Consider the following 18946-nt stretch of genomic DNA (forward strand, 5'->3'; position numbering starts at 1 on the left):
TTTAAAAATGTGGATAATGTGGATAACTTTTTGCATAAGGTGCTAAAAGTGCAAATAGAATGGCTTGTTTACAGATAAAATTATCCACAATCTCTTGTTAAAAGAAATCAACAAAAAATTGTGGATAATGTGGATAACTATTTCTGGACTAAATGTTCTCCGATTTCTACTACGTTTCCGGCTCCCATAGTTATTAACAAGTCACCGTCAATACATTTTTCTGATAAATATTTTTCGGCTTCTTCAAAACTAGGAAAATATAAAGCATCTTTGCCATGCTTTTTGATCTCTTCCTGCAGGGTACGTGATGAGATATCTCCGGGATCTTTTTCTCGTGCAGCATAGATATCTACTAATAATATGTGTTCTGCTTTTGATAATGCTTTAGCAAATTCAGGAAGCAATGCACGGGTACGCGAATAGGTATGCGGCTGGAAGACACACCATAAATGTTTATGAGGAAACTTCTCGGCTGCATGCAGTGTTGCTGCAATCTCGGTAGGGTGGTGTGCATAATCATCAACGACAGTAACACCATTGAAGGATCCTTTCTGTTCGAAACGGCGTTCCGTTCCATGGAATGCATTCAGACCTTCCTGAATCGCATCCATCGGAATGTCATAGAATTGTGCAATTGCGATGGAAGAAAGGGCATTTGCAATATTATGTTCACCGATCACGTTTAAATGGATCGAATCACCGGTTGGTTTTCCTTGATAAACAAGATCAAAGACACCATCGCCGTTTGAATCAAAAGAGATGTTTTGTGCACAATAATCGGCAGTATGATGCAAACCAAATGTAATGATCCTGCATGGAACATCTTTAGTGATCTGATCCAGATCGGGGATATCTGCATTGATCACCAATACACCGTTTTCCGGAAGCAGTTTGGCATATTCATGGAAAGAATGACGAATATCATCGAGATCCTTAAAAAAATCAAGATGATCTGCATCAATATTTAAAATGATTTCTGCGGTTGGGAAAAACTTCAAAAAACTGTTTGTGTATTCACAGGCTTCGGTAATGAAATTTTGCGAATGACCGATGCGGATATTTCCCTGAATCGCATCTAAGATACCACCAACCGATATCGTTGGATCTTTTTTCGCTGCAAGAAAGATGTGGGAAAGCATGGATGTGGTCGTTGTTTTTCCATGGGTTCCTGCGATGCCGATCGCATTTTTATAATTTTTCATTACCTGCCCGACCATGACAGCACGTTCCATCATGGGAATCCCTTTTTCTTTTGCGGTAGCAAATTCCGGATTATCCGGATGAATTGCAGCTGTATAGACAACAAGATCAATATCATCAGTAATATTTTTTGCTGACTGACCATATATTATGTTAATACCTAAAGAAGCCAGGTGTTTTGTAATCTTACTTTCCTGAGAGTCGGAACCTTTTACGGTAAAGCCGTTTTCATGTAAAAGCTGGGCAAATCCACTCATGCTGATGCCGCCGATTCCGATAAAGTGAACGGTACATGGTTTTTGTAAATCAATCTGGTACATAATCTGCCTCCATAATCATTGTTCTGTTTCTTTCATATATGTATTATAAACCATGAGAATAAAAAAACAAGATAAATTGTCAACAGCCGGAGAAAATACGAAAAAAAGGTTGAAGTGCCGGAAGTATAAGAAAAGAAGGAATAAAAGAAAAAAATCAGGCATAGATAAATAAGGCATATAGAAATTGCACAAAACATCATAGTATATTGTGTATTTTGCATAAAAATAGAAAGAAATACATGATAAATTCGTTAAAATTATTCACATTTTTTGAGAGTTATGTTATACTAAATATATTCCAAAATGAAGGGGTGATAACGTGATTAAGAAAGAAATGATAGCAATGTTATTGGCTGGTGGACAAGGTTCCCGGTTGGGAGTTCTTACAGCTAATGTTGCAAAACCGGCAGTTGCATTCGGTGGAAAGTATCGTATTATTGATTTTCCGTTGAGTAACTGTATCAATTCCGGAGTTGATACTGTTGGTGTCCTTACACAGTATCAGCCATTACGACTCAATACACATATAGGTATCGGGATTCCATGGGATCTTGATCGGAACGTGGGGGGCGTTTCTATTCTGCCACCGTATGAAAAAAGTACGAGCAGTGAATGGTACACAGGTACGGCAAATGCAATTTATCAGAATTTACGCTACATGGAGTATTATAACCCGGATTATGTATTGATCCTGGGAGGTGACCATATTTATAAGATGGATTACGAAGTGATGCTCGATTTCCATAAAGCGAACAACGCAGATGTTACATTGGCAACGATTCCGGTGCCGATGGAAGAGGCAAGCCGATTTGGTGTGGTTATTACAGATGATAAGAAGCAGATTCAGGAATTTGAAGAAAAGCCGGAACATCCACGCAGCAATCTGGCTTCTATGGGAATTTATATTTTTTCGTGGCCGGTTCTAAAAGAAGCGTTGTTAAAAATGAAAGATCAGCCAGGTTGTGATTTTGGCAAGCATATTATTCCTTACTGTCATGAAAAAGGAAAACGTATTTTTGCTTATGAATTCAATGGATACTGGAAAGATGTAGGAACATTGGGTTCTTATTGGGAATCAAATATGGAACTGATCGACCTGATTCCGGTATTTAACTTATATGAAGAGTTCTGGAAAATTTATACACAGACTGACCGTATCAGACCACAATACATATCAGGCTCTGCAGTGATCGATACTGCAATCATCGGGGAAGCAACGGAGGTCTATGGAGAGGTTCATGATTCTGTGATAGGTTCCGGAGTCGTGATCGAGGAAGGTGCGATCGTCAGAGATTCTATTATTATGGGATCGAGCAGGATCGGTGCCGGTACGATCGTAGACAAGTCTATTATTGCTGAGAATGTAGTAGTAGGTAAGAATTGCAAGCTTGGCGTAGGAGAAGAGCTTCCGAACAAAATAAAACCGGATGTTTATGCATTTGGTCTGGTAACGATCGGCGATGACAGTGTCATTCCGGATGGCGTTGAGATTGGCAAGAATACAGCGATTTCCGGAGAAACAGAATTAAGTGATTATCCGGATAACAAGTTGATGAGCGGTGAAACGCTGATAAAGGTAGGTGAGAGAGAATGAGAGCGCTTGGTATTATTTTAGCTGGTGGTAATAACAGCAGGATGAGAGAATTATCAAATAGAAGAGCAACGGCAGCTATGCCGATCGCAGGAGGATTTCGCAGCATTGATTTTGTTCTAAGTAATATGAGCAATTCCCATATTCAAAAGGTTGCTGTTTTTACACAGTACAATGCAAAATCCCTGAATGAGCATCTAAACTCTTCAAAATGGTGGGATTTTGGACGTAAACAGGGAGGCTTATTTGTTTTTAATCCTACGACAACACCGGAAAACAGCTACTGGTATCGAGGCACTGCAGATGCCATGGCACAGAATCTCAGTTTTTTAAAGAATAGTCATGAACCATATGTTGTTATTGCATCGGGTGATGGCGTGTACAAGATGGATTATAACAAGGTATTAGAATATCATATTGCAAAGAAAGCAGATTTTACGGTAGTTACGGCAAATGTCGAAGAAAAAGATGATCCAAGTCGTTTCGGCGTAGTTTCAACAGATTGCAATAACAGAATTATAGAATTTGAAGAGAAACCAATTGACGCGAAGAGCTTTCAGGTTTCAGCAGGTATCTATATTGTCAGGAGACGATTGCTGATCGATCTGATTGAAAAATCAGTTGCGGATGAACGCTATGATTTTGTGAAGGATATTTTGATCCGCTATAAGAATGTAAAGAAGATTTATGCATATCCGATGGAGACATATTGGAGTAATATTTCTTCTGTAGATTCTTATTTTAGAACGAATATGGACTTCCTGAAAAAGGATGTCAGAGATTATTTCTTTAATCAATATCCGGACATTTATTCAAAAGTAGAAGATCTGCCTCCGGCAAAGTACAATAAAGGTTCTGTTGTTACAAACAGTATGGTGTCAAGCGGATGTATTATTAATGGAACGGTTGAAGATTCGATTCTCTTTAAGAAAGTCTTTGTCGGTAACAATTGCGTGATCAAAAATTCTATTATTTTAAATGACGTATATATCGGTGACAATACTTACATAGAAAACTGTATCGTGGAAAGCAGAGATACAATTCGAGCCAACACAAAATATGTGGGAGATAAGGAAGATATAAGGATTGTCATAGAGAAAAATGATCGATATGCATTATAATTTAGAACAAAACTCATGATAAAAGAAAGGCTTGTTGCAGCAGTAATAGAAAATAGAATATTGCCGGCTGTCGGAGAAAAATGCGTATAATGATTTGCTATTTTCTTTGCGTAATGCTAATATAAAAAGAGAAAATAACCAAAGGGGGTTAATAGCTGTGCAAGTTACAGACGTTAGGATCAGAAAGATTACAAAGGAAGGAAAGATGAAAGCTATCGTTTCAATCACGTTAGATGATGAATTTGTAATCCATGATATAAAGATTATCGAAGGGGAAAAAGGAATGTTCATTGCGATGCCAAGCCGGAGAGCCGGTGACGGAGAATATCGTGATATTGCACATCCTATCAACTCCGATACGAGAGAAAAGGTTCAAAAGATGATCCTTGATAAGTACGAAGCGATTCTTACTGAGGAGCCGGATGGCTTAGAAAATGAATAACAATGATTTAGGAAAGGCTGTGGTTTTGACCACAGCCTTTTTTGCGGAATAGGAAAATGCTCGTACAGCAGTGGTGCATCAACAAGAATTGCTTTAGCAATTCTTGGAGTGCAAAGCGCCGGCTTTGCACTTTTTTGCGGGATAGGAAAATGCTCGTACAGTAGTGGTGCATCAACAAGAATTGCTTTAGCAATTCTTGGAGTGCAAAGCGCTGGCTTTGCACTTTTTTATGGAATAGGAAAATGCTCGTACAGTAGTGGTGCATCAACAAGAATTGCTTTAGCAATTCTTGGAGTGCAAAGCGCCGGCTTTGCACTTTTTTATTTATAGAAAGCGGTAACTTCTGAACAAAGCAATAATTGTTTTGAAATTTTGAATTAAAAATATTCGCAAAATGAAACATATAAGAAAGTTAGAACGTCTAATGATTAGATGATAAATACAAAAAGTATCATTTTATAAAATGTAAAGGAGGGAGTACGTGGAAGAAAAAAGAAAAGCAACAGAAGATAAAAAGAGGAAAGCGGATGCTTGGGTACAGGATGTGATTTTAGCCAAGAAAGGTGATGACGAAGCTTATATCAGAATGATAGAACGGTGTAAGCAAAGCATGTATAAAGTGGCAAGGAGTTATTTGAAGAATGAGGAAGATATTGCAGATGTTTTACAGGAAAGTATTTTAAAATGTTATCAGTCACTGACACGTTTACAAAAACCACATTTTTTTAAAACTTGGCTGATACGCATTGTGATCAATGAGTGTAATGATCTACTTCGAAAGAAAAAAAGAGAGTGCCAAATGGAGGAAGAGGAAATGCCGTTTATGGGACAAAAGGAGCAAGGATATAGCAATGTGGAATTTGAAGATCTGATGCAATGTATTCCGGAAAAATATCGTACTATTTTAGTCCTGTATTATGCAGAGGGATATAATTCAAGGGAAATCGCAATGATGCTTGGGATGCGATCGGCAACGGTTCGAACCAGGCTGGTAAGAGGGAGAACGCTCCTGAAGATATATTTGGGGGATAAGTAAAAGTAAGTATGGGCATGAAAGGAATATACTGAAAAGAAAATAGCAATGAAGATGAAAGAAAAATGTATAGAGAAATCGAATACAGAAAAGAGGGATTATTATGGAAAGAAGAGAATTCAAAAATAAATTAAGGGAAAAGGCAGATATCCCGGATGTTGTAGAAGAGAAGGTTTCGAAAGCATTGCGTTTGATCCATGAGGAGAAAGGAGAAAGAGGAGAGGAAAGTGATAGAGCGGTTATAGAATTACAACGCTGGGAAAAGAAAACAAAGGAAAAAATTATGGCTGCCTGCATGATAATGCTTTTAATATTTGGGATCACAATATGGAACTGGGATACGGTAAAGGGGGTGGCCAAAAGCTTTTTAGTGCATCAGAGTGTAATTACAAATGATGAAAAAGTAAATTTGAAATTGGGGTATCTTACTGTGAAATGGCCGGATGCGTCAGAGATTGATCCGAGTTGTGGTATGGTAAAAGTACAATCTTTGAAAAAATTATCGCAAAAACTGGAGATTACTGTGTTAGATAGTGATAAATTAAGGAAGGAACATGCCGAGTGCTCTATTGGACTGCCGTATGACAGAGGTGGCATTGAGCTTACTGACCAGGGGCAGAAGTATGTTGATGAGATGATCTCGGTGCTGGGACCGGTATACCGGCTAGGGAATGATAATAAAGATCAAAAACTGCTTAACCTGACTCTGACAATGTATGGAAAACGTGAAAGTACAAAAAAGAAAATGAAGTATATCGAAACGATTTGTGGCCAGCTTGTTAAAACAGGATATGATAAAACCTTTGGAAAATATTATATCTTCTCCGAATCTGATGAAACGGATGGAAGTGTAAAAGGTATTTTTCAGTTTCAAAATGTGCGTTATGAATTGATGGGAAATGTCAGCGAGACTGAGATGAAAAATGCAATAACAAGTTTTCGGATAAAATATATACAGTAGTGCTATGATGAAAGGAAGCTTGTAAAGGAATATACTATGGAATACACTTGCACCCGGTAAGAGCAAAAGTACCAAAATCCGAATAAGGATATTACAGATTGTAATGTGAAAAAGGAAATCAATTATAAGATATAAAGGTTATCAGTCTCATCTGGTATAGGACTGATAACCTTTATACAATATAATAGGAAGAAACCAATACAAAATGAGCAAATATAGGGAAAAATATACAAAAGAAGCCGGTATTTTACCAGTAAAATAGCGAATATGTAGAAAATGTAAATATTGTGTTAATAATGCGAAAAAAACGAGGAAAAAGCTTGCAAACCCTTAAAAAGCGTGATAGAATTGTACTTGCTGTGACATTGATAGCTATGAAGCGTGAGGTTGCTACAGAGAAATCTGTAGGTTTTCCGTGGAGCGAATGTCAAGTTAGGAAACTGGCGACAAGTCACTGTACAATTTCATATTCTGCGTTTATGCAGAAAAGAGGGAGTTATGCAAAATCAGTAAACCAAGCATGACACACCCGGTTAAGTGTACAGTCACCACTTGTTCCGCTCAAATTAGCAGGTATATGGGGAAACCCAAGATCAGTATAACCTGTAAAAGTGCGAAAAGGAGGCGGCTTTTTTTATGGCAACAAATGTAATGAGAATTACACTCAAAGCGTATGACCACAATCAGATTGATCATGCTGCTGGAAAGATTATTGAGACAGTAAAGAAGACAGGAGCTAAAGTTAGTGGACCTGTACCTCTTCCGACAAAGAAGGAAGTTGTAACAATTCTTCGTGCTGTTCATAAGTACAAAGATTCCAGAGAGCAGTTCGAGCAGAGAACACATAAGAGACTGATTGATGTTATCGCTCCTACTCAGAAGACCATTGAAGCATTGACAAAAATGGAAATGCCATCTGGTGTTGCAGTAGTATTAAAAATGAAAGAAAAATAAAGACAAGTAAGTCCTTAGGGTTTATATAAAAAAGACTGCCCGCAAGGCAGTTCAAGTTTTTGGTTTACGAACTTGCACATTATAGGCCATCTAGGATGATTTCAAAGGAAGGGGAAACCCGATCGTCATGAATATGATGAGCTGACATGGTCAGACAATGAAATCCGCTGTAGATTAACAGGAGGTGCATCTAGTATGAAGAAAGCTATTTTAGCTACGAAGGTCGGTATGACACAGATCTTCAACGAGAATGGAGTTTTAACTCCGGTCACTGTACTTCAGGCTGGTCCTTGCTATGTTACACAGGTAAAGACAGTTGATAATGACGGTTACAGTGCAGTTCAGGTAGGCTTCGTTGATAAGAAAGATAAAGTTATCAGCAAAGATGCCGCAGGAAAGAAAGAAGTAAAGAGATCACATGGTGTTAATAAGCCATTACAGGGTCACTTTGCAAAAGCAGGTGTTTCAGGAAAGAGATATCTGAAAGAATTTAAGTTTGAGAACGCTGAAGAGTACACACTTGGTCAGGAGATCAAAGCTGATATCTTTGAAGCCGGTGACAAGATTGATGTTAGCGGTACTACAAAGGGTAAAGGTTTCCAGGGTGCGATCAAGAGACATGGTCTTCACAGAGGACCTATGGGACATGGTTCTAAGTTCCACAGACATGCCGGTTCAAACGGTGCTTGTTCTGATCCGGGACGTGTATTTAAAGGAAAGAAGATGCCTGGTCATATGGGTTCTGTAAATGTAACAATCCAGAATCTTGAAATCGTTAAGGTTGATGCAGACCAGAACTTAATTCTTGTCAAGGGCGCTGTTCCGGGACCTAAGAAAGCTTGTGTATTATTAAAGGAAAGCGTAAAGACTGGTAAATAATTCTTTTGGAAAGGAGGAACACACAGATGGCTACAGTATCTGTTTATAATATGGAAGGCAGTGAAGTTGGAAAGATGGACTTAAACGACAACGTATTCGCTGCTAATGTAAATGAACATTTAATGCATATGGCTGCAGTATTACAGCTTGCAAATAAGCGTCAGGGTACTCAGAAAGCAAAGACTCGCTCAGAAGTACGCGGCGGTGGAAGAAAACCTTGGAGACAGAAAGGAACTGGTCATGCAAGACAGGGTTCTACAAGAGCTCCACAGTGGACAGGCGGTGGAGTTGTATTTGCTCCAACACCTAGAGAATATTCTTTCAAGATGAACAAAAAGGAAAAGGCAGGAGCAATCAAATCAGCTCTTACATCAAGAGTAAATGAGGAGAAGTTCTTTGTATTGGATTCCTTAAAGTTTGATGAGATCAAGACAAAGAAGATGGTAAACGTACTTGATTCTTTGAAAGTAGAAAAAGCTTTGGTTGTACTTGATGGAGAAGACAACGCAAACGTTGCTCTTTCAGCAAGAAATATTGCCGGAGTAAGAGTTGTAGCATTTAATGCAATCAACGTATATGACATTTTAAAATATGACACAGTCGTTGCTACAAAGAACGCTGTTGAAAAGATTGAGGAGGTGTACGCATAATGGCAGATTTAAAATATTATGATATCATTCTGAAGCCACTTGTAACAGAAAAATCTATGATGGCTATGGAAGAGAAGAAGTACACTTTTTCAGTACATCCGGATGCAACAAAGTCTCAGGTAAAAGAAGCTGTTGAGAAGCTTTTTGAAGGAACTAAGGTTGCTAAGGTAAACACAATGAACTTAGATGGTAAGACTCGTCGCCGTGGCAGAACTGCAGGAAAGACTGCTAAGACAAAGAAAGCTATCGTTCAGTTGACAGAGGATTCTAAGGAAATCGAAATCTTCGAAGGTCTGTAGGCCGAAAGAAGATACGGTTTTATATCCGAAAGAAATCAGATGCTTTGAAAGATGATTGTCGGACAAAGAGATTTCTGAGTTTGAAAATACGCGTGGAAAACCTATCGCGCGGATCATTATAAAAATAATGATGAATATTGAAAGGAGATAACGTCATGGGAATTAAAACATTTAACCCATATACACCTTCCAGAAGACACATGACAGTAATCGAAAGAACTGAGATTACAGCCGATACTCCGGAAAAGTCATTAACAGTGTCATTAAAGAAGAATGCCGGCCGTAATGCACAGGGTAAGATCACTGTAAGACATCACGGTGGTGGTTCTAGAAGAAAATATAGAATTATTGATTTTAAGAGAAACAAAGATGGTGTTGTAGGTACAGTTAAGACAATCGAGTATGATCCAAACAGAACAGCAAACATTGCATTAGTTGCATATGCTGATGGTGAGAAGGCTTATATCCTTGCTCCTAACGGATTAAAAGTTGGTCAGAAGATCATGAATGGTCCAACAGCAGAAATCGAAGTTGGTAACTGTCTTCCACTTGAAAATATTCCAGTTGGTACTCAGATCCATAACATCGAGCTTTATCCTGGTAAGGGCGGACAGCTTGTACGTTCCGCAGGTAACAGCGCACAGCTTATGGCAAAAGAAGGAAAGTATGCAACACTCAGACTTCCTTCAGGCGAGATGAGAATGGTTCCAATCGTTTGCCGTGCAACAGTTGGTGTTATCGGAAATGGTGAGCATGCCCTCGTAAATATCGGTAAAGCCGGACGTAAGCGTAATATGGGTATCAGACCTACCGTTCGTGGTTCTGTTATGAACCCTAATGACCATCCACATGGTGGTGGTGAAGGTAAGGCTCCAGTAGGACGCTCTGGCCCATGTACACCTTGGGGTAAACCTGCTCTTGGATTAAAGACACGTAAGAAGAACAATAAGTCAAACAAGTTGATCGTAAGAAGAAGAGATGGTAAGGCTTTAAAGGTTAAATAATTCCTTTAAATTACCAGATCGGTTCTAGAGAGTTGGAATAGCCGGAAAGATTCGGCAGAATGGAGGATACAATGGCACGTTCATTAAAGAAAGGACCTTTCGCTGACAAGAGCCTTCTCAAGAAGGTAGATGCTGCTGTAGCATCAGGCGATTCACAGGTTATTAAGACATGGTCTCGTCGTTCCACTATTTTCCCATCATTTGTTGGATTAACATTTGCAGTACATGATGGTAGAAAGCATGTACCTGTATATGTTACAGAAGATATGGTTGGACACAAGCTCGGTGAGTTCGTTGCAACAAGAACTTACAGAGGTCATGGAAAAGACGAGAAAAAAGGTAGATAATAAAAAGTAACTGCTCGGTGTGGCATAAGCCACATTGGAGCAATTCATCTGAAATTGAAAGGAGGCTTCATCAATGGCAAAGGGACATAGATCTCAAATTAAAAGAGAGAGAAATGAGAACCAGAAAGATACCAGACCTTCAGCAAAGTTATCATACGCAAGAGTTTCAGTGCAGAAGGCTTGTTATGTATTAGATGCCATCAGAGGCAAAGATGTTGAGACAGCAATTGGTATTTTATCATACAATCCAAGATACGCTTCTAGCATTATTTTAAAAGTTTTACAGTCTGCAATCGCAAATGCTGAGAACAACAATGGAATGAATCCGGCAGATTTATACATTGAAGAGTGTTTTGCAAATAAAGGACCGACAATGAAGAGAATTAGACCAAGAGCTCAGGGTAGAGCTTATCGTATTGAGAAGAGAATGAGTCATATCACAGTAATTCTCAATGAGCGCTAATTATCGTTTTATTGATCGATGAAAGGAGATTGAAATGGGACAGAAAGTTAATCCTCATGGTTTAAGAGTCGGTGTTATCAAGGACTGGGATTCTAATTGGTACGCAGAGGACAATTTCTCAGATTTTCTTGTAGAAGATTACAAGATCAGAGAATTCGTAAAGAAGAAATTATACAGTGCTGGAATCTCAAAAATTGAGATCGAAAGACCTACCGACAAAGTGAGAGTCATCATTCATACAGCTAAGCCTGGTTTCGTAATCGGTAAAGGTGGTGCTGAGATTGAGAACTTAAAGAAAGAATTAGTTAAAGTTTTAGATAGAAAGGTTGCTCTTGACATCAAGATCATGGATGTTAAGAACCCTGACAAACATGCACAGTTAGTTGCTGAGAATATTGCACAGCAGTTAGAGAACCGTATTTCTTTCCGTCGTGCTATGAAGTCTGCAATGAGCAGAACTTTAAAGACAGGCGCAAAGGGAATCAAGGCAGCTTGTTCTGGTCGTCTTGGTGGTGCAGATATGGCTCGTACAGAGTTCTACAGCGAGGGAACTATTCCACTTCAGACATTACGTGCTGATATTGACTATGGTTTCGCTGAGGCTGACACAACTTACGGTAAAGTTGGTGTAAAGGTATGGGTATATAATGGCGAAGTTCTTCCAGCTAAAAAAAATACAAAAAAGGAAGGGAGCGATAAATAATGTTAATGCCAAAGAGAGTAAAGCATCGTAAACAGTTCCGCGGTAGTATGGCAGGTAAAGCGCTCCGAGGAAACAAGATTTCAAACGGTGAATATGGTATTGTGGCTTTAGAGCCAGCATGGATCAAATCAAACCAGATTGAGGCAGCCCGTATTGCTATGACTCGTTATATCAAGCGTGGTGGTAAAGTTTGGATTAAGATTTTCCCAGATAAGCCAGTAACAAAGACTCCGGCCGAGACTCGAATGGGTAAAGGTAAAGGTGCGTTAGAATACTGGGTAGCAGTAGTTAAGCCTGGTCGTGTAATGTTCGAGATTTCAGGCGTTCCAGAAGATGTAGCAAGAGAAGCGTTACGTCTTGCAACTCATAAGTTGCCTATAAGATGTAAAGTTGTATCTCGTGCTGATTTAGAAGGAGGTGCGGGCAGTGAAGACTAAGCAGTTTATGGAAGATTTAAAGAGTAAATCTGCAGCAGAATTAAATGAAGATTTAGTTGCAGCTAAGAAGGAACTTTTCAATTTGAGATTCCAGAACGCAACAAACCAGTTGGATAATACAAGTAGAATCAAAGAGGTTAAAAAGAATATCGCAAGAATTCAGACAGTGCTCGCAGCACAGAAGGCATAATTGATTCAATATAGTTTGCATACAACATGGAAAGGAGGAACCTGTTGTGGAGAGAAATCTTAGAAAAACCCGTGTAGGTAAAGTTGTTAGTGATAAGATGGATAAGACAATCGTTGTTGCTGTAGTAGATAACGTAAAGCATCCACTTTATGGAAAGATCGTTAAGAGAACTTACAAATTAAAGGCTCATGACGAAGAGAATACATGCAAGATTGGTGACAGAGTAAGAGTTATGGAGACAAGACCATTATCAAAAGACAAGAGATGGAGACTTGTAGAAGTAATCGAAAGAGCAAAATAATTTTGCCGGTCATCGAATTTACTGTGTAATGCAGTGAAATTGACGTAACAAATGTTAGGCCGTGAACGTTGCGGCGGAATATGGAGGTAATCATGGTACAGCAGGAATCAAGACTTAAGGTAGCTGATAATACAGGTGCTAAAGAACTTCTTTGTATCAGAGTTATGGGCGGCTCAACCAGAAGATATGCCAACATCGGTGATGTTATTGTTGCTTCTGTTAAAGATGCAACACCAGGCGGTGTTGTAAAGAAAGGTGACGTTGTGAAAGCCGTTGTAGTTCGTACTGTTAATAAGACACGTCGTCCGGATGGATCTTATATCAGATTTGATGAGAACGCAGCTGTAATCATCAAAGATGATAAGACACCAAGAGGAACACGTATCTTTGGACCAGTCGCTAGAGAATTAAGAGACAAACAGTTCATGAAAATCGTTTCATTAGCACCAGAAGTTTTATAAGGGAGGTGTCATTGTGGCAACTAGCAAGATTAAGAAAGGTGATACTGTAAAGGTTATCACCGGTAAAGATAAAGGTAGAGAAGGCAAGGTAACATCTGTAAAAGATGGTAAAGTTGTGATCGAAGGTATCAACCAGGTTACAAAGCACACAAAACCTAGTCAGGCAAACCCACAGGGTGGAATTGTACAGCAGTCTGCTCCTATCGATATGTCTAACGTAATGTATGTTAGCAAAGGAAAAGCTTCCCGTGTCGGATTTAAAATGGAAGGCGATAAGAAAGTTCGTTATGCCAAGGCAACTGGTGAAGTAATCGATTAATTTGGAAAGGAGGAAATAAAAGTTGACTCGTTTATATGAAACTTATAAAAATGAAATTGTCGATGCAATGACAAAGAAGTTTGGTTATAAAAACGTTATGCAGGTACCTAAGCTTGCAAAGATTGTTGTAAATATGGGTATCGGTGAAGCAAAAGAGAACTCTAAGGTTCTCGATGCCGCTGTTGCTGAGTTAGAGACTATCACAGGACAGAAGGCAGTTACAACAAAGGCTAAGAATTCTATCGCTAACTTCAAGTTAAGAGAAGGAATGCCTATCGGTTGTAAGGTTACTTTAAGGGGTGACAAGATGTATGAGTTCTTAGATCGTCTTGTGAATTTAGCATTACCTCGTGTACGTGACTTCAGAGGTGTTAACCCTAATGCTTTTGATGGTAGAGGTAACTATGCACTTGGTATCAAGGAACAGTTGATCTTCCCTGAAATCGAATATGACAAAGTTGACAAGGTTAGAGGTATGGACGTAATTGTTGTTACTACAGCTGAAACAGATGAAGAGGCTCGTGAATTATTAACACAGTTCGGTATGCCTTTCAAGAAATAAGGAGGAAAATCATGGCTAAAACTTCTATGAAAGTTAAGCAGCAGCGTAAGGCTAAATTCTCTTCAAGAGAATACAGCCGTTGCAAGATTTGTGGTCGTCCACATGCTTATTTAAGAAAATACGGAATTTGCAGAATCTGCTTCCGTGAGTTGGCTTATAAAGGACAGATTCCAGGCGTGAAGAAAGCAAGCTGGTAAGGAGGTAAAACTAAGATGATGACGAGCGATCCTATTGCAGATATGCTTACAAGAATTCGTAATGCGAATACAGCAAAGCACGATACAGTGGATGTACCTTGTTCAAAGATGAAGGTTTCTATCGCAGAAATCCTTTTAAAAGAAGGTTACATTAAGAAATTCGATATGATTGACGTTGATGGTATCAGCATGATTCATATTACATTAAAATATGGTGCAGACAAGAATGAAAAGATTATTACAGGTTTAAAGAGAATCTCTAAACCAGGTCTTCGTGTTTATGCATCAAAAGAAGAGCTTCCACGAGTACTCGGTGGTCTTGGTATTGCCATTGTTTCAACAAACAAGGGCGTTATGACAGACAAAGAAGCAAGAAAAGAAAACGTAGGCGGCGAGGTACTTGCATTCGTTTGGTAGTTTCCGGATGAATGTAGTTATCGCTACAAGTACAGAAAATGGAGGTGCACGGCATGTCACGTATCGGAAGAATGCCTATCGCGGTACCGGCAGGAGTTACTGTTGATATTGCAGAAAATAATAAAGTGACTGTAAAAGGACCAAAGGGTACTCTTGAAAGAGTTTTACCTGCTGAGATGACAATTAAGTTAGAGAATGACGAAATCGTTGTTACTCGTCCAAATGACTTAAAGAAAATGAAATCTCTTCATGGTCTTACAAGATCTCTTCTTAACAACATGGTAATTGGTGTTACAGAAGGATATCAGAAAGAGCTCGAAGTAAACGGTGTTGGTTACAGAGCTCAGAAGAAGGGTAAAGTATTAACACTTTCTCTTGGATATTCTCATCCTGTAGAGATGGAAGATCCTGACGGTGTCGAAGTTGAAGTCGAAGGACAGAACAAGATCATTGTTAAAGGTATCGACAAAGAAAAAGTTGGCCAATACGCTGCTGAAATCAGAGAAAAGAGAGCTCCGGAACCATATAAAGGTAAGGGTATCAAATACGCTGATGAAGTTATTAGACGTAAAGTTGGTAAGACAGGTAAAAAATAATTAAAGGAGTGATAATACGATGATTAAGAAGCAGTCAAGAGTAGAAGTTCGTGTGAAAAAACACATGAAGGTTCGTAATCGTCTTTCAGGAACAACTGAGAGACCACGTTTAGCTGTATTTAGAAGCAACAATCATATGTACGCTCAGATTATTGACGACACAGTTATTGATGCCAATGGTAACAAGTCTGGTGCAACACTCGTTGCTGCATCTACATTAGACAAAGATGTTAAAGATGGTTTAACAAAAACAAACAATGTAGAAGCAGCTGCAAAGCTTGGTGAAGCGATCGCTAAGAAAGCAGCAGATAAAGGTATTACAAACGTTGTCTTTGATAGAGGCGGTTTCATATATCAGGGTAAGATCAAGGCTTTAGCTGAAGCAGCCAGAGAAGCCGGATTAAATTTCTAGGCTCTGTTGAACGTAATCTTTTTGGAAAGATTCAAAAAGGATGGATATTAATTTAGGAGGAAAACAACTCATGAAACGTACAATTATTGATACTAGCAATTTAGAGCTAGAAGATAATGTAGTAACGATCAAACGTGTAACCAAGGTTGTAAAAGGTGGACGTAACATGAGATTTACTGCATTAGTAGTAGTTGGCGATAAGAACGGACATGTAGGTGTAGGTCTTGGTAAAGCAGCCGAGATTCCAGAAGCTATCCGTAAAGGAAGAGAAGATGCTACTAAGAAATTAGTAGAAGTTCCTATGGATGAGAATGGTAGTGTACCACATGACTTCACAGGTAAATTTGGAAGTGCTTCCGTTTTGATCAAGAAAGCTCCAGAAGGTACAGGTATCATCGCCGGTGGTCCTGTTCGTTGCGTACTCGAGCTTGCAGGATACAAGAACATTCGTACAAAGTCTCTTGGTTCTAACAACAAACAGAACGTTGTACTTGCAGCTATTGAAGGTCTTAATAACTTAAAGACTCCGGAAGAAGTTGCTAAGGCTCGTGGCATTTCTGTTGAAGAACTTTTAGGCTAATTTGAAAGGATGGAATCGAATTATGGCAGATAAGTTAAAAGTTACTTTAGTAAAGTCTACTATTGGTGCCATTCCAAAGCAGCGTGCAACTGTTGAAGCTTTAGGTTTAAAGAAGATCGGTAAGACAGTAGAGCTGCCTAACAACGATGCTGTTAAAGGCATGGTTTGGCATGTAAGACATCTTGTAAAGGTGGAAGAAATCTAGTAGTCATACAAAGATGAACGCTATAAGTGAAAGGTTGGGCTTGCCTTTGGGCAGCCTGGATCTTCACTTATAGCTTTTTTGTTTTTGCTGATTATAAAAAAATTCAAAAAAGACTAGCCAAACAGCTATACATTATGGTAAAATATTGACTTGTGGCAGAGTTTTTATTATGTAGCGAGGGTAGTGCCGCATACCCGTTAGTGATCAGACTCCGTACCGCGAAGAAGGAAAGAGAAAAGGTACGAAAAAAGGAGTCACCAGTTTTTAGGAGGTAAACATGAATTTATCAAATTTGAGTCCGGCAAAAGGATCAAAGCAGAGCGACAACTTTAGAAGAGGTCGTGGACACGGTTCAGGAAATGGTAAGACAGCAGGTAAGGGACATAAGGGTCAGAAGGCTCGTTCAGGCGCTCCACGTCCGGGTTTTGAAGGTGGACAGTTACCACTTTATATGCGTCTTCCAAAGAGAGGATTTACAAACATCAACTCTCTTGAGATTATTGCAGTAAATGTTGACAAGCTTAACAAGTTCAACGATGGTGATGTTGTAACTGTAGAAACATTACAGGAGAAGGGCATCATTAATAATCCTAAGGATGGAGTTAAGATACTCGGAAATGGAGAATTAACTAAGAAGCTTACAGTTCAGTTAAAAGCTTATGGTGTAAAGGGTAAAAAGAATCAGCCATTTAGTAAAACTGCGGTAGAAAAGATTGAAGCTCTTGGTGGAAAAGCTGAGGTGATCTAAGGATGTTTGAAACAGTCCGCAATGCATTTAAGATTAAAGATCTTAGAAAAAAGATTTTGTATACTTTTATGGTATTGATCGTGGTACGAATCGGATGTCAGCTTCCGGTGCCGGGAGTCGATGCATCTGTTATATCTGAGTGGTTTAATGAAAACAACTCACTGGACTTCTTTAACCAGTTGACCGGTGGTTCATTCTCTCAGATGTCGATTTTTGCATTGAATATCACGCCATACATTACGGCTTCTATCATCTTGCAATTATTAACAATTGCGATTCCTCGCTTGGAAGAACTTCATAAAGACGGAGAAGAAGGTAGAAAAAAAATTGGTGAATATACAAGATATTTATCAGTTGCTCTTGCAGTAGTAGAAAGTGCAGCAATGGCATATGGCTTCGGTAGAAGCGGATATTTAACAAATGGTGTGTCTTTCACATCAATCGCTGTTATCGTTGTTTCATTAACTACAGGTGCAAGTTTCTTGATGTGGTTAGGTGAGCAGGTTACAGAAAAGGGTGTTGGTAATGGTATTTCTATTATCCTGTTATACAACATTGTTTCCCGTATGCCGGAGGATATGATGACTTTATTTGAGAAATTCGTATCCGGTGCATCCAATGTAACAAATGGTTTATTGGCTGCTATTGTTATCATTGCAGTTATTATTGCAACAGTTGTATTCATTATCATCCTCTCTGATGGTGAAAGAAGAATCAATGTACAATATTCAAAGAAAACACAGGGTAGAAAGCTTGTTGGCGGACAGTCTTCACATATTCCGTTGAAGATCAATACCGCAGGTGTTATCCCGGTTATCTTTGCAGGATCTTTATTCCAGATGCCGATCGTTATCGCAGGATTTGCAGGTGTTCAGCCGGCAACCGGTGCAAAGGCATCTATTGGACAGAAGATCTTAACACTTTTGAACCAGAACTCTTGGTGTAAATTCGGAAGTTTTGGTGAGTTTAAGTATACGTTGGGATTAGTAATTTATGTATTATTGTTGATTTTCTTTGCATACTTCTATACATCAATTACTTTCAACCCACAGGAAGTATCTATGAACATGAAGAAGCAGGGTGGCTTCATTCCGGGTATCCGTCCCGGTAAGCCAACGGTAGATTATCTGACAAATGTACTCAACAGCATCATCTTTATTGGTGCGATCGGATTATCTATTGTAGCTATCATTCCAATCTTCTTCTCAGGTGCTTTCGGAGCCGATGTTTCATTCGGTGGTACATCATTGATCATTATCGTTGGTGTCGTTCTTGAAACATTAAAACAGATTGAATCACAGATGCTGGTTCGTCATTACAGAGGTTTCATCAGCGAATAATCAGGATCCGTATACGATCGAATATTTACAAAAAACAAATATCGATTATGTTTTTTCAAAGGGCAACGATGTCTATTCAGATGTCGCTGCCCTTTTTGCTATATAGGAAAATGCTCGTACAGTAGCGGTACACCAACAAGAATTGCTTTAGCAATTCTTGGAGTGCAAAGCGCTGGCTTTGCACTTTTTTGTTTGTTGTTTTGACGGAACAGGA

The 18946-nt window shown here is 39.0% G+C and carries 29 protein-coding genes; 28 read left to right on the forward strand and 1 reads right to left on the reverse strand.

Annotated features, from left to right (window positions below):
- Nucleotides 1–137: 137 nt before the first annotated feature.
- Nucleotides 138–1520, reverse strand: a complete 1383-nt coding sequence (gene murC / locus H8700_RS11235) for a UDP-N-acetylmuramate--L-alanine ligase (RefSeq protein WP_249305702.1) — start codon at nucleotides 1518–1520, stop codon at nucleotides 138–140.
- Between the two features lie 319 nt (nucleotides 1521–1839).
- Here murC and H8700_RS11240 point away from each other — a divergent pair, with 319 nt between their 5' ends.
- The 28 genes from H8700_RS11240 (at nucleotide 1840) to secY (ending at nucleotide 18732) form a co-directional block, all read left to right on the forward strand.
- Complete coding sequence (locus H8700_RS11240; protein ID WP_022141311.1) at nucleotides 1840–3114, forward strand: glucose-1-phosphate adenylyltransferase; 1275 nt, start codon at nucleotides 1840–1842, stop codon at nucleotides 3112–3114.
- Nucleotides 3111–4232: a glucose-1-phosphate adenylyltransferase subunit GlgD gene (gene glgD / locus H8700_RS11245; protein WP_249305703.1), complete on the forward strand. Its 1122-nt coding sequence runs from the start codon at nucleotides 3111–3113 to the stop codon at nucleotides 4230–4232. Before H8700_RS11240 ends, glgD begins: the two co-directional genes overlap by 4 nt.
- A gap of 157 nt (nucleotides 4233–4389) precedes the next feature.
- Complete coding sequence (spoVG, locus tag H8700_RS11250) at nucleotides 4390–4674, forward strand: septation regulator SpoVG (RefSeq protein WP_022141313.1); 285 nt, start codon at nucleotides 4390–4392, stop codon at nucleotides 4672–4674.
- A 108-nt stretch (nucleotides 4675–4782) separates the two neighbouring features.
- Entirely contained in the window at nucleotides 4783–5004 is a 222-nt protein-coding gene (locus H8700_RS11255; protein ID WP_249305704.1) for a hypothetical protein, read from the forward strand.
- Nucleotides 5005–5155: 151 nt separating this feature from the next.
- Nucleotides 5156–5710, forward strand: coding sequence for an RNA polymerase sigma factor (locus H8700_RS11260; RefSeq protein WP_249305705.1), 555 nt, complete (start codon nucleotides 5156–5158; stop codon nucleotides 5708–5710).
- 100 nt (nucleotides 5711–5810) lie between these two features.
- Nucleotides 5811–6668 (forward strand): hypothetical protein, encoded by an 858-nt coding sequence (locus tag H8700_RS11265; protein WP_249305706.1) that lies wholly within the window; start codon nucleotides 5811–5813, stop codon nucleotides 6666–6668.
- Nucleotides 6669–7304: 636 nt separating this feature from the next.
- Complete coding sequence (rpsJ, locus tag H8700_RS11270) at nucleotides 7305–7622, forward strand: 30S ribosomal protein S10 (RefSeq protein WP_022141316.1); 318 nt, start codon at nucleotides 7305–7307, stop codon at nucleotides 7620–7622.
- A gap of 195 nt (nucleotides 7623–7817) precedes the next feature.
- On the forward strand, nucleotides 7818–8501 hold the full coding sequence (rplC, locus tag H8700_RS11275; RefSeq protein WP_022141317.1) for a 50S ribosomal protein L3: 684 nt from the start codon (nucleotides 7818–7820) through the stop codon (nucleotides 8499–8501).
- Between the two features lie 26 nt (nucleotides 8502–8527).
- Nucleotides 8528–9151, forward strand: coding sequence for a 50S ribosomal protein L4 (gene rplD / locus H8700_RS11280; RefSeq protein ID WP_022141318.1), 624 nt, complete (start codon nucleotides 8528–8530; stop codon nucleotides 9149–9151).
- Complete coding sequence (gene rplW / locus H8700_RS11285) at nucleotides 9151–9450, forward strand: 50S ribosomal protein L23 (protein WP_249305707.1); 300 nt, start codon at nucleotides 9151–9153, stop codon at nucleotides 9448–9450. Before rplD ends, rplW begins: the two co-directional genes overlap by 1 nt.
- 155 nt (nucleotides 9451–9605) lie before the next feature.
- The gene (rplB, locus tag H8700_RS11290; protein ID WP_022141320.1) at nucleotides 9606–10454 is read left to right on the forward strand and encodes a 50S ribosomal protein L2; all 849 of its coding nucleotides are present in this window, start codon (nucleotides 9606–9608) and stop codon (nucleotides 10452–10454) included.
- A 71-nt stretch (nucleotides 10455–10525) separates the two neighbouring features.
- The gene (gene rpsS, locus H8700_RS11295) at nucleotides 10526–10801 is read left to right on the forward strand and encodes a 30S ribosomal protein S19 (protein WP_022141321.1); all 276 of its coding nucleotides are present in this window, start codon (nucleotides 10526–10528) and stop codon (nucleotides 10799–10801) included.
- Between the two features lie 73 nt (nucleotides 10802–10874).
- The gene (gene rplV, locus H8700_RS11300; RefSeq protein WP_022141322.1) at nucleotides 10875–11264 is read left to right on the forward strand and encodes a 50S ribosomal protein L22; all 390 of its coding nucleotides are present in this window, start codon (nucleotides 10875–10877) and stop codon (nucleotides 11262–11264) included.
- 34 nt (nucleotides 11265–11298) lie between these two features.
- On the forward strand, nucleotides 11299–11967 hold the full coding sequence (gene rpsC / locus H8700_RS11305; protein WP_022141323.1) for a 30S ribosomal protein S3: 669 nt from the start codon (nucleotides 11299–11301) through the stop codon (nucleotides 11965–11967).
- On the forward strand, nucleotides 11967–12404 hold the full coding sequence (gene rplP, locus H8700_RS11310; protein WP_022141324.1) for a 50S ribosomal protein L16: 438 nt from the start codon (nucleotides 11967–11969) through the stop codon (nucleotides 12402–12404). Before rpsC ends, rplP begins: the two co-directional genes overlap by 1 nt.
- 7 nt (nucleotides 12405–12411) lie before the next feature.
- The gene (gene rpmC, locus H8700_RS11315) at nucleotides 12412–12594 is read left to right on the forward strand and encodes a 50S ribosomal protein L29 (protein WP_283242257.1); all 183 of its coding nucleotides are present in this window, start codon (nucleotides 12412–12414) and stop codon (nucleotides 12592–12594) included.
- Nucleotides 12595–12640: 46 nt separating this feature from the next.
- Entirely contained in the window at nucleotides 12641–12895 is a 255-nt protein-coding gene (rpsQ, locus tag H8700_RS11320) for a 30S ribosomal protein S17 (RefSeq protein WP_022141326.1), read from the forward strand.
- A gap of 92 nt (nucleotides 12896–12987) precedes the next feature.
- Nucleotides 12988–13356, forward strand: a complete 369-nt coding sequence (gene rplN, locus H8700_RS11325; protein WP_022141327.1) for a 50S ribosomal protein L14 — start codon at nucleotides 12988–12990, stop codon at nucleotides 13354–13356.
- A gap of 13 nt (nucleotides 13357–13369) precedes the next feature.
- Nucleotides 13370–13675 (forward strand): 50S ribosomal protein L24, encoded by a 306-nt coding sequence (gene rplX, locus H8700_RS11330; protein WP_022141328.1) that lies wholly within the window; start codon nucleotides 13370–13372, stop codon nucleotides 13673–13675.
- A 22-nt stretch (nucleotides 13676–13697) separates the two neighbouring features.
- Nucleotides 13698–14237, forward strand: coding sequence for a 50S ribosomal protein L5 (gene rplE, locus H8700_RS11335; RefSeq protein WP_022141329.1), 540 nt, complete (start codon nucleotides 13698–13700; stop codon nucleotides 14235–14237).
- Between the two features lie 11 nt (nucleotides 14238–14248).
- Nucleotides 14249–14434: a type Z 30S ribosomal protein S14 gene (locus H8700_RS11340; RefSeq protein WP_022141330.1), complete on the forward strand. Its 186-nt coding sequence runs from the start codon at nucleotides 14249–14251 to the stop codon at nucleotides 14432–14434.
- 15 nt (nucleotides 14435–14449) lie between these two features.
- A complete protein-coding gene (gene rpsH / locus H8700_RS11345; protein ID WP_022141331.1) occupies nucleotides 14450–14851 on the forward strand; it encodes a 30S ribosomal protein S8 in 402 nt (133 codons plus the stop codon).
- A 53-nt stretch (nucleotides 14852–14904) separates the two neighbouring features.
- Nucleotides 14905–15447, forward strand: a complete 543-nt coding sequence (rplF, locus tag H8700_RS11350) for a 50S ribosomal protein L6 (protein WP_022141332.1) — start codon at nucleotides 14905–14907, stop codon at nucleotides 15445–15447.
- A gap of 19 nt (nucleotides 15448–15466) precedes the next feature.
- Complete coding sequence (gene rplR / locus H8700_RS11355) at nucleotides 15467–15859, forward strand: 50S ribosomal protein L18 (protein ID WP_022141333.1); 393 nt, start codon at nucleotides 15467–15469, stop codon at nucleotides 15857–15859.
- 70 nt (nucleotides 15860–15929) lie between these two features.
- Complete coding sequence (gene rpsE / locus H8700_RS11360; RefSeq protein ID WP_022141334.1) at nucleotides 15930–16439, forward strand: 30S ribosomal protein S5; 510 nt, start codon at nucleotides 15930–15932, stop codon at nucleotides 16437–16439.
- A gap of 22 nt (nucleotides 16440–16461) precedes the next feature.
- Nucleotides 16462–16644 (forward strand): 50S ribosomal protein L30, encoded by a 183-nt coding sequence (gene rpmD / locus H8700_RS11365; protein WP_022141335.1) that lies wholly within the window; start codon nucleotides 16462–16464, stop codon nucleotides 16642–16644.
- A 277-nt stretch (nucleotides 16645–16921) separates the two neighbouring features.
- Nucleotides 16922–17392: a 50S ribosomal protein L15 gene (gene rplO / locus H8700_RS11370; protein WP_022141336.1), complete on the forward strand. Its 471-nt coding sequence runs from the start codon at nucleotides 16922–16924 to the stop codon at nucleotides 17390–17392.
- Between the two features lie 2 nt (nucleotides 17393–17394).
- Nucleotides 17395–18732 (forward strand): preprotein translocase subunit SecY, encoded by a 1338-nt coding sequence (gene secY, locus H8700_RS11375; RefSeq protein ID WP_249305708.1) that lies wholly within the window; start codon nucleotides 17395–17397, stop codon nucleotides 18730–18732.
- The last annotated feature ends 214 nt before the right edge of the window (nucleotides 18733–18946 follow it).

It is taken from the genome of Jutongia hominis (assembly GCF_014384965.1).
GTDB classification, from domain to species: domain Bacteria; phylum Bacillota; class Clostridia; order Lachnospirales; family Lachnospiraceae; genus Butyribacter; species Butyribacter hominis.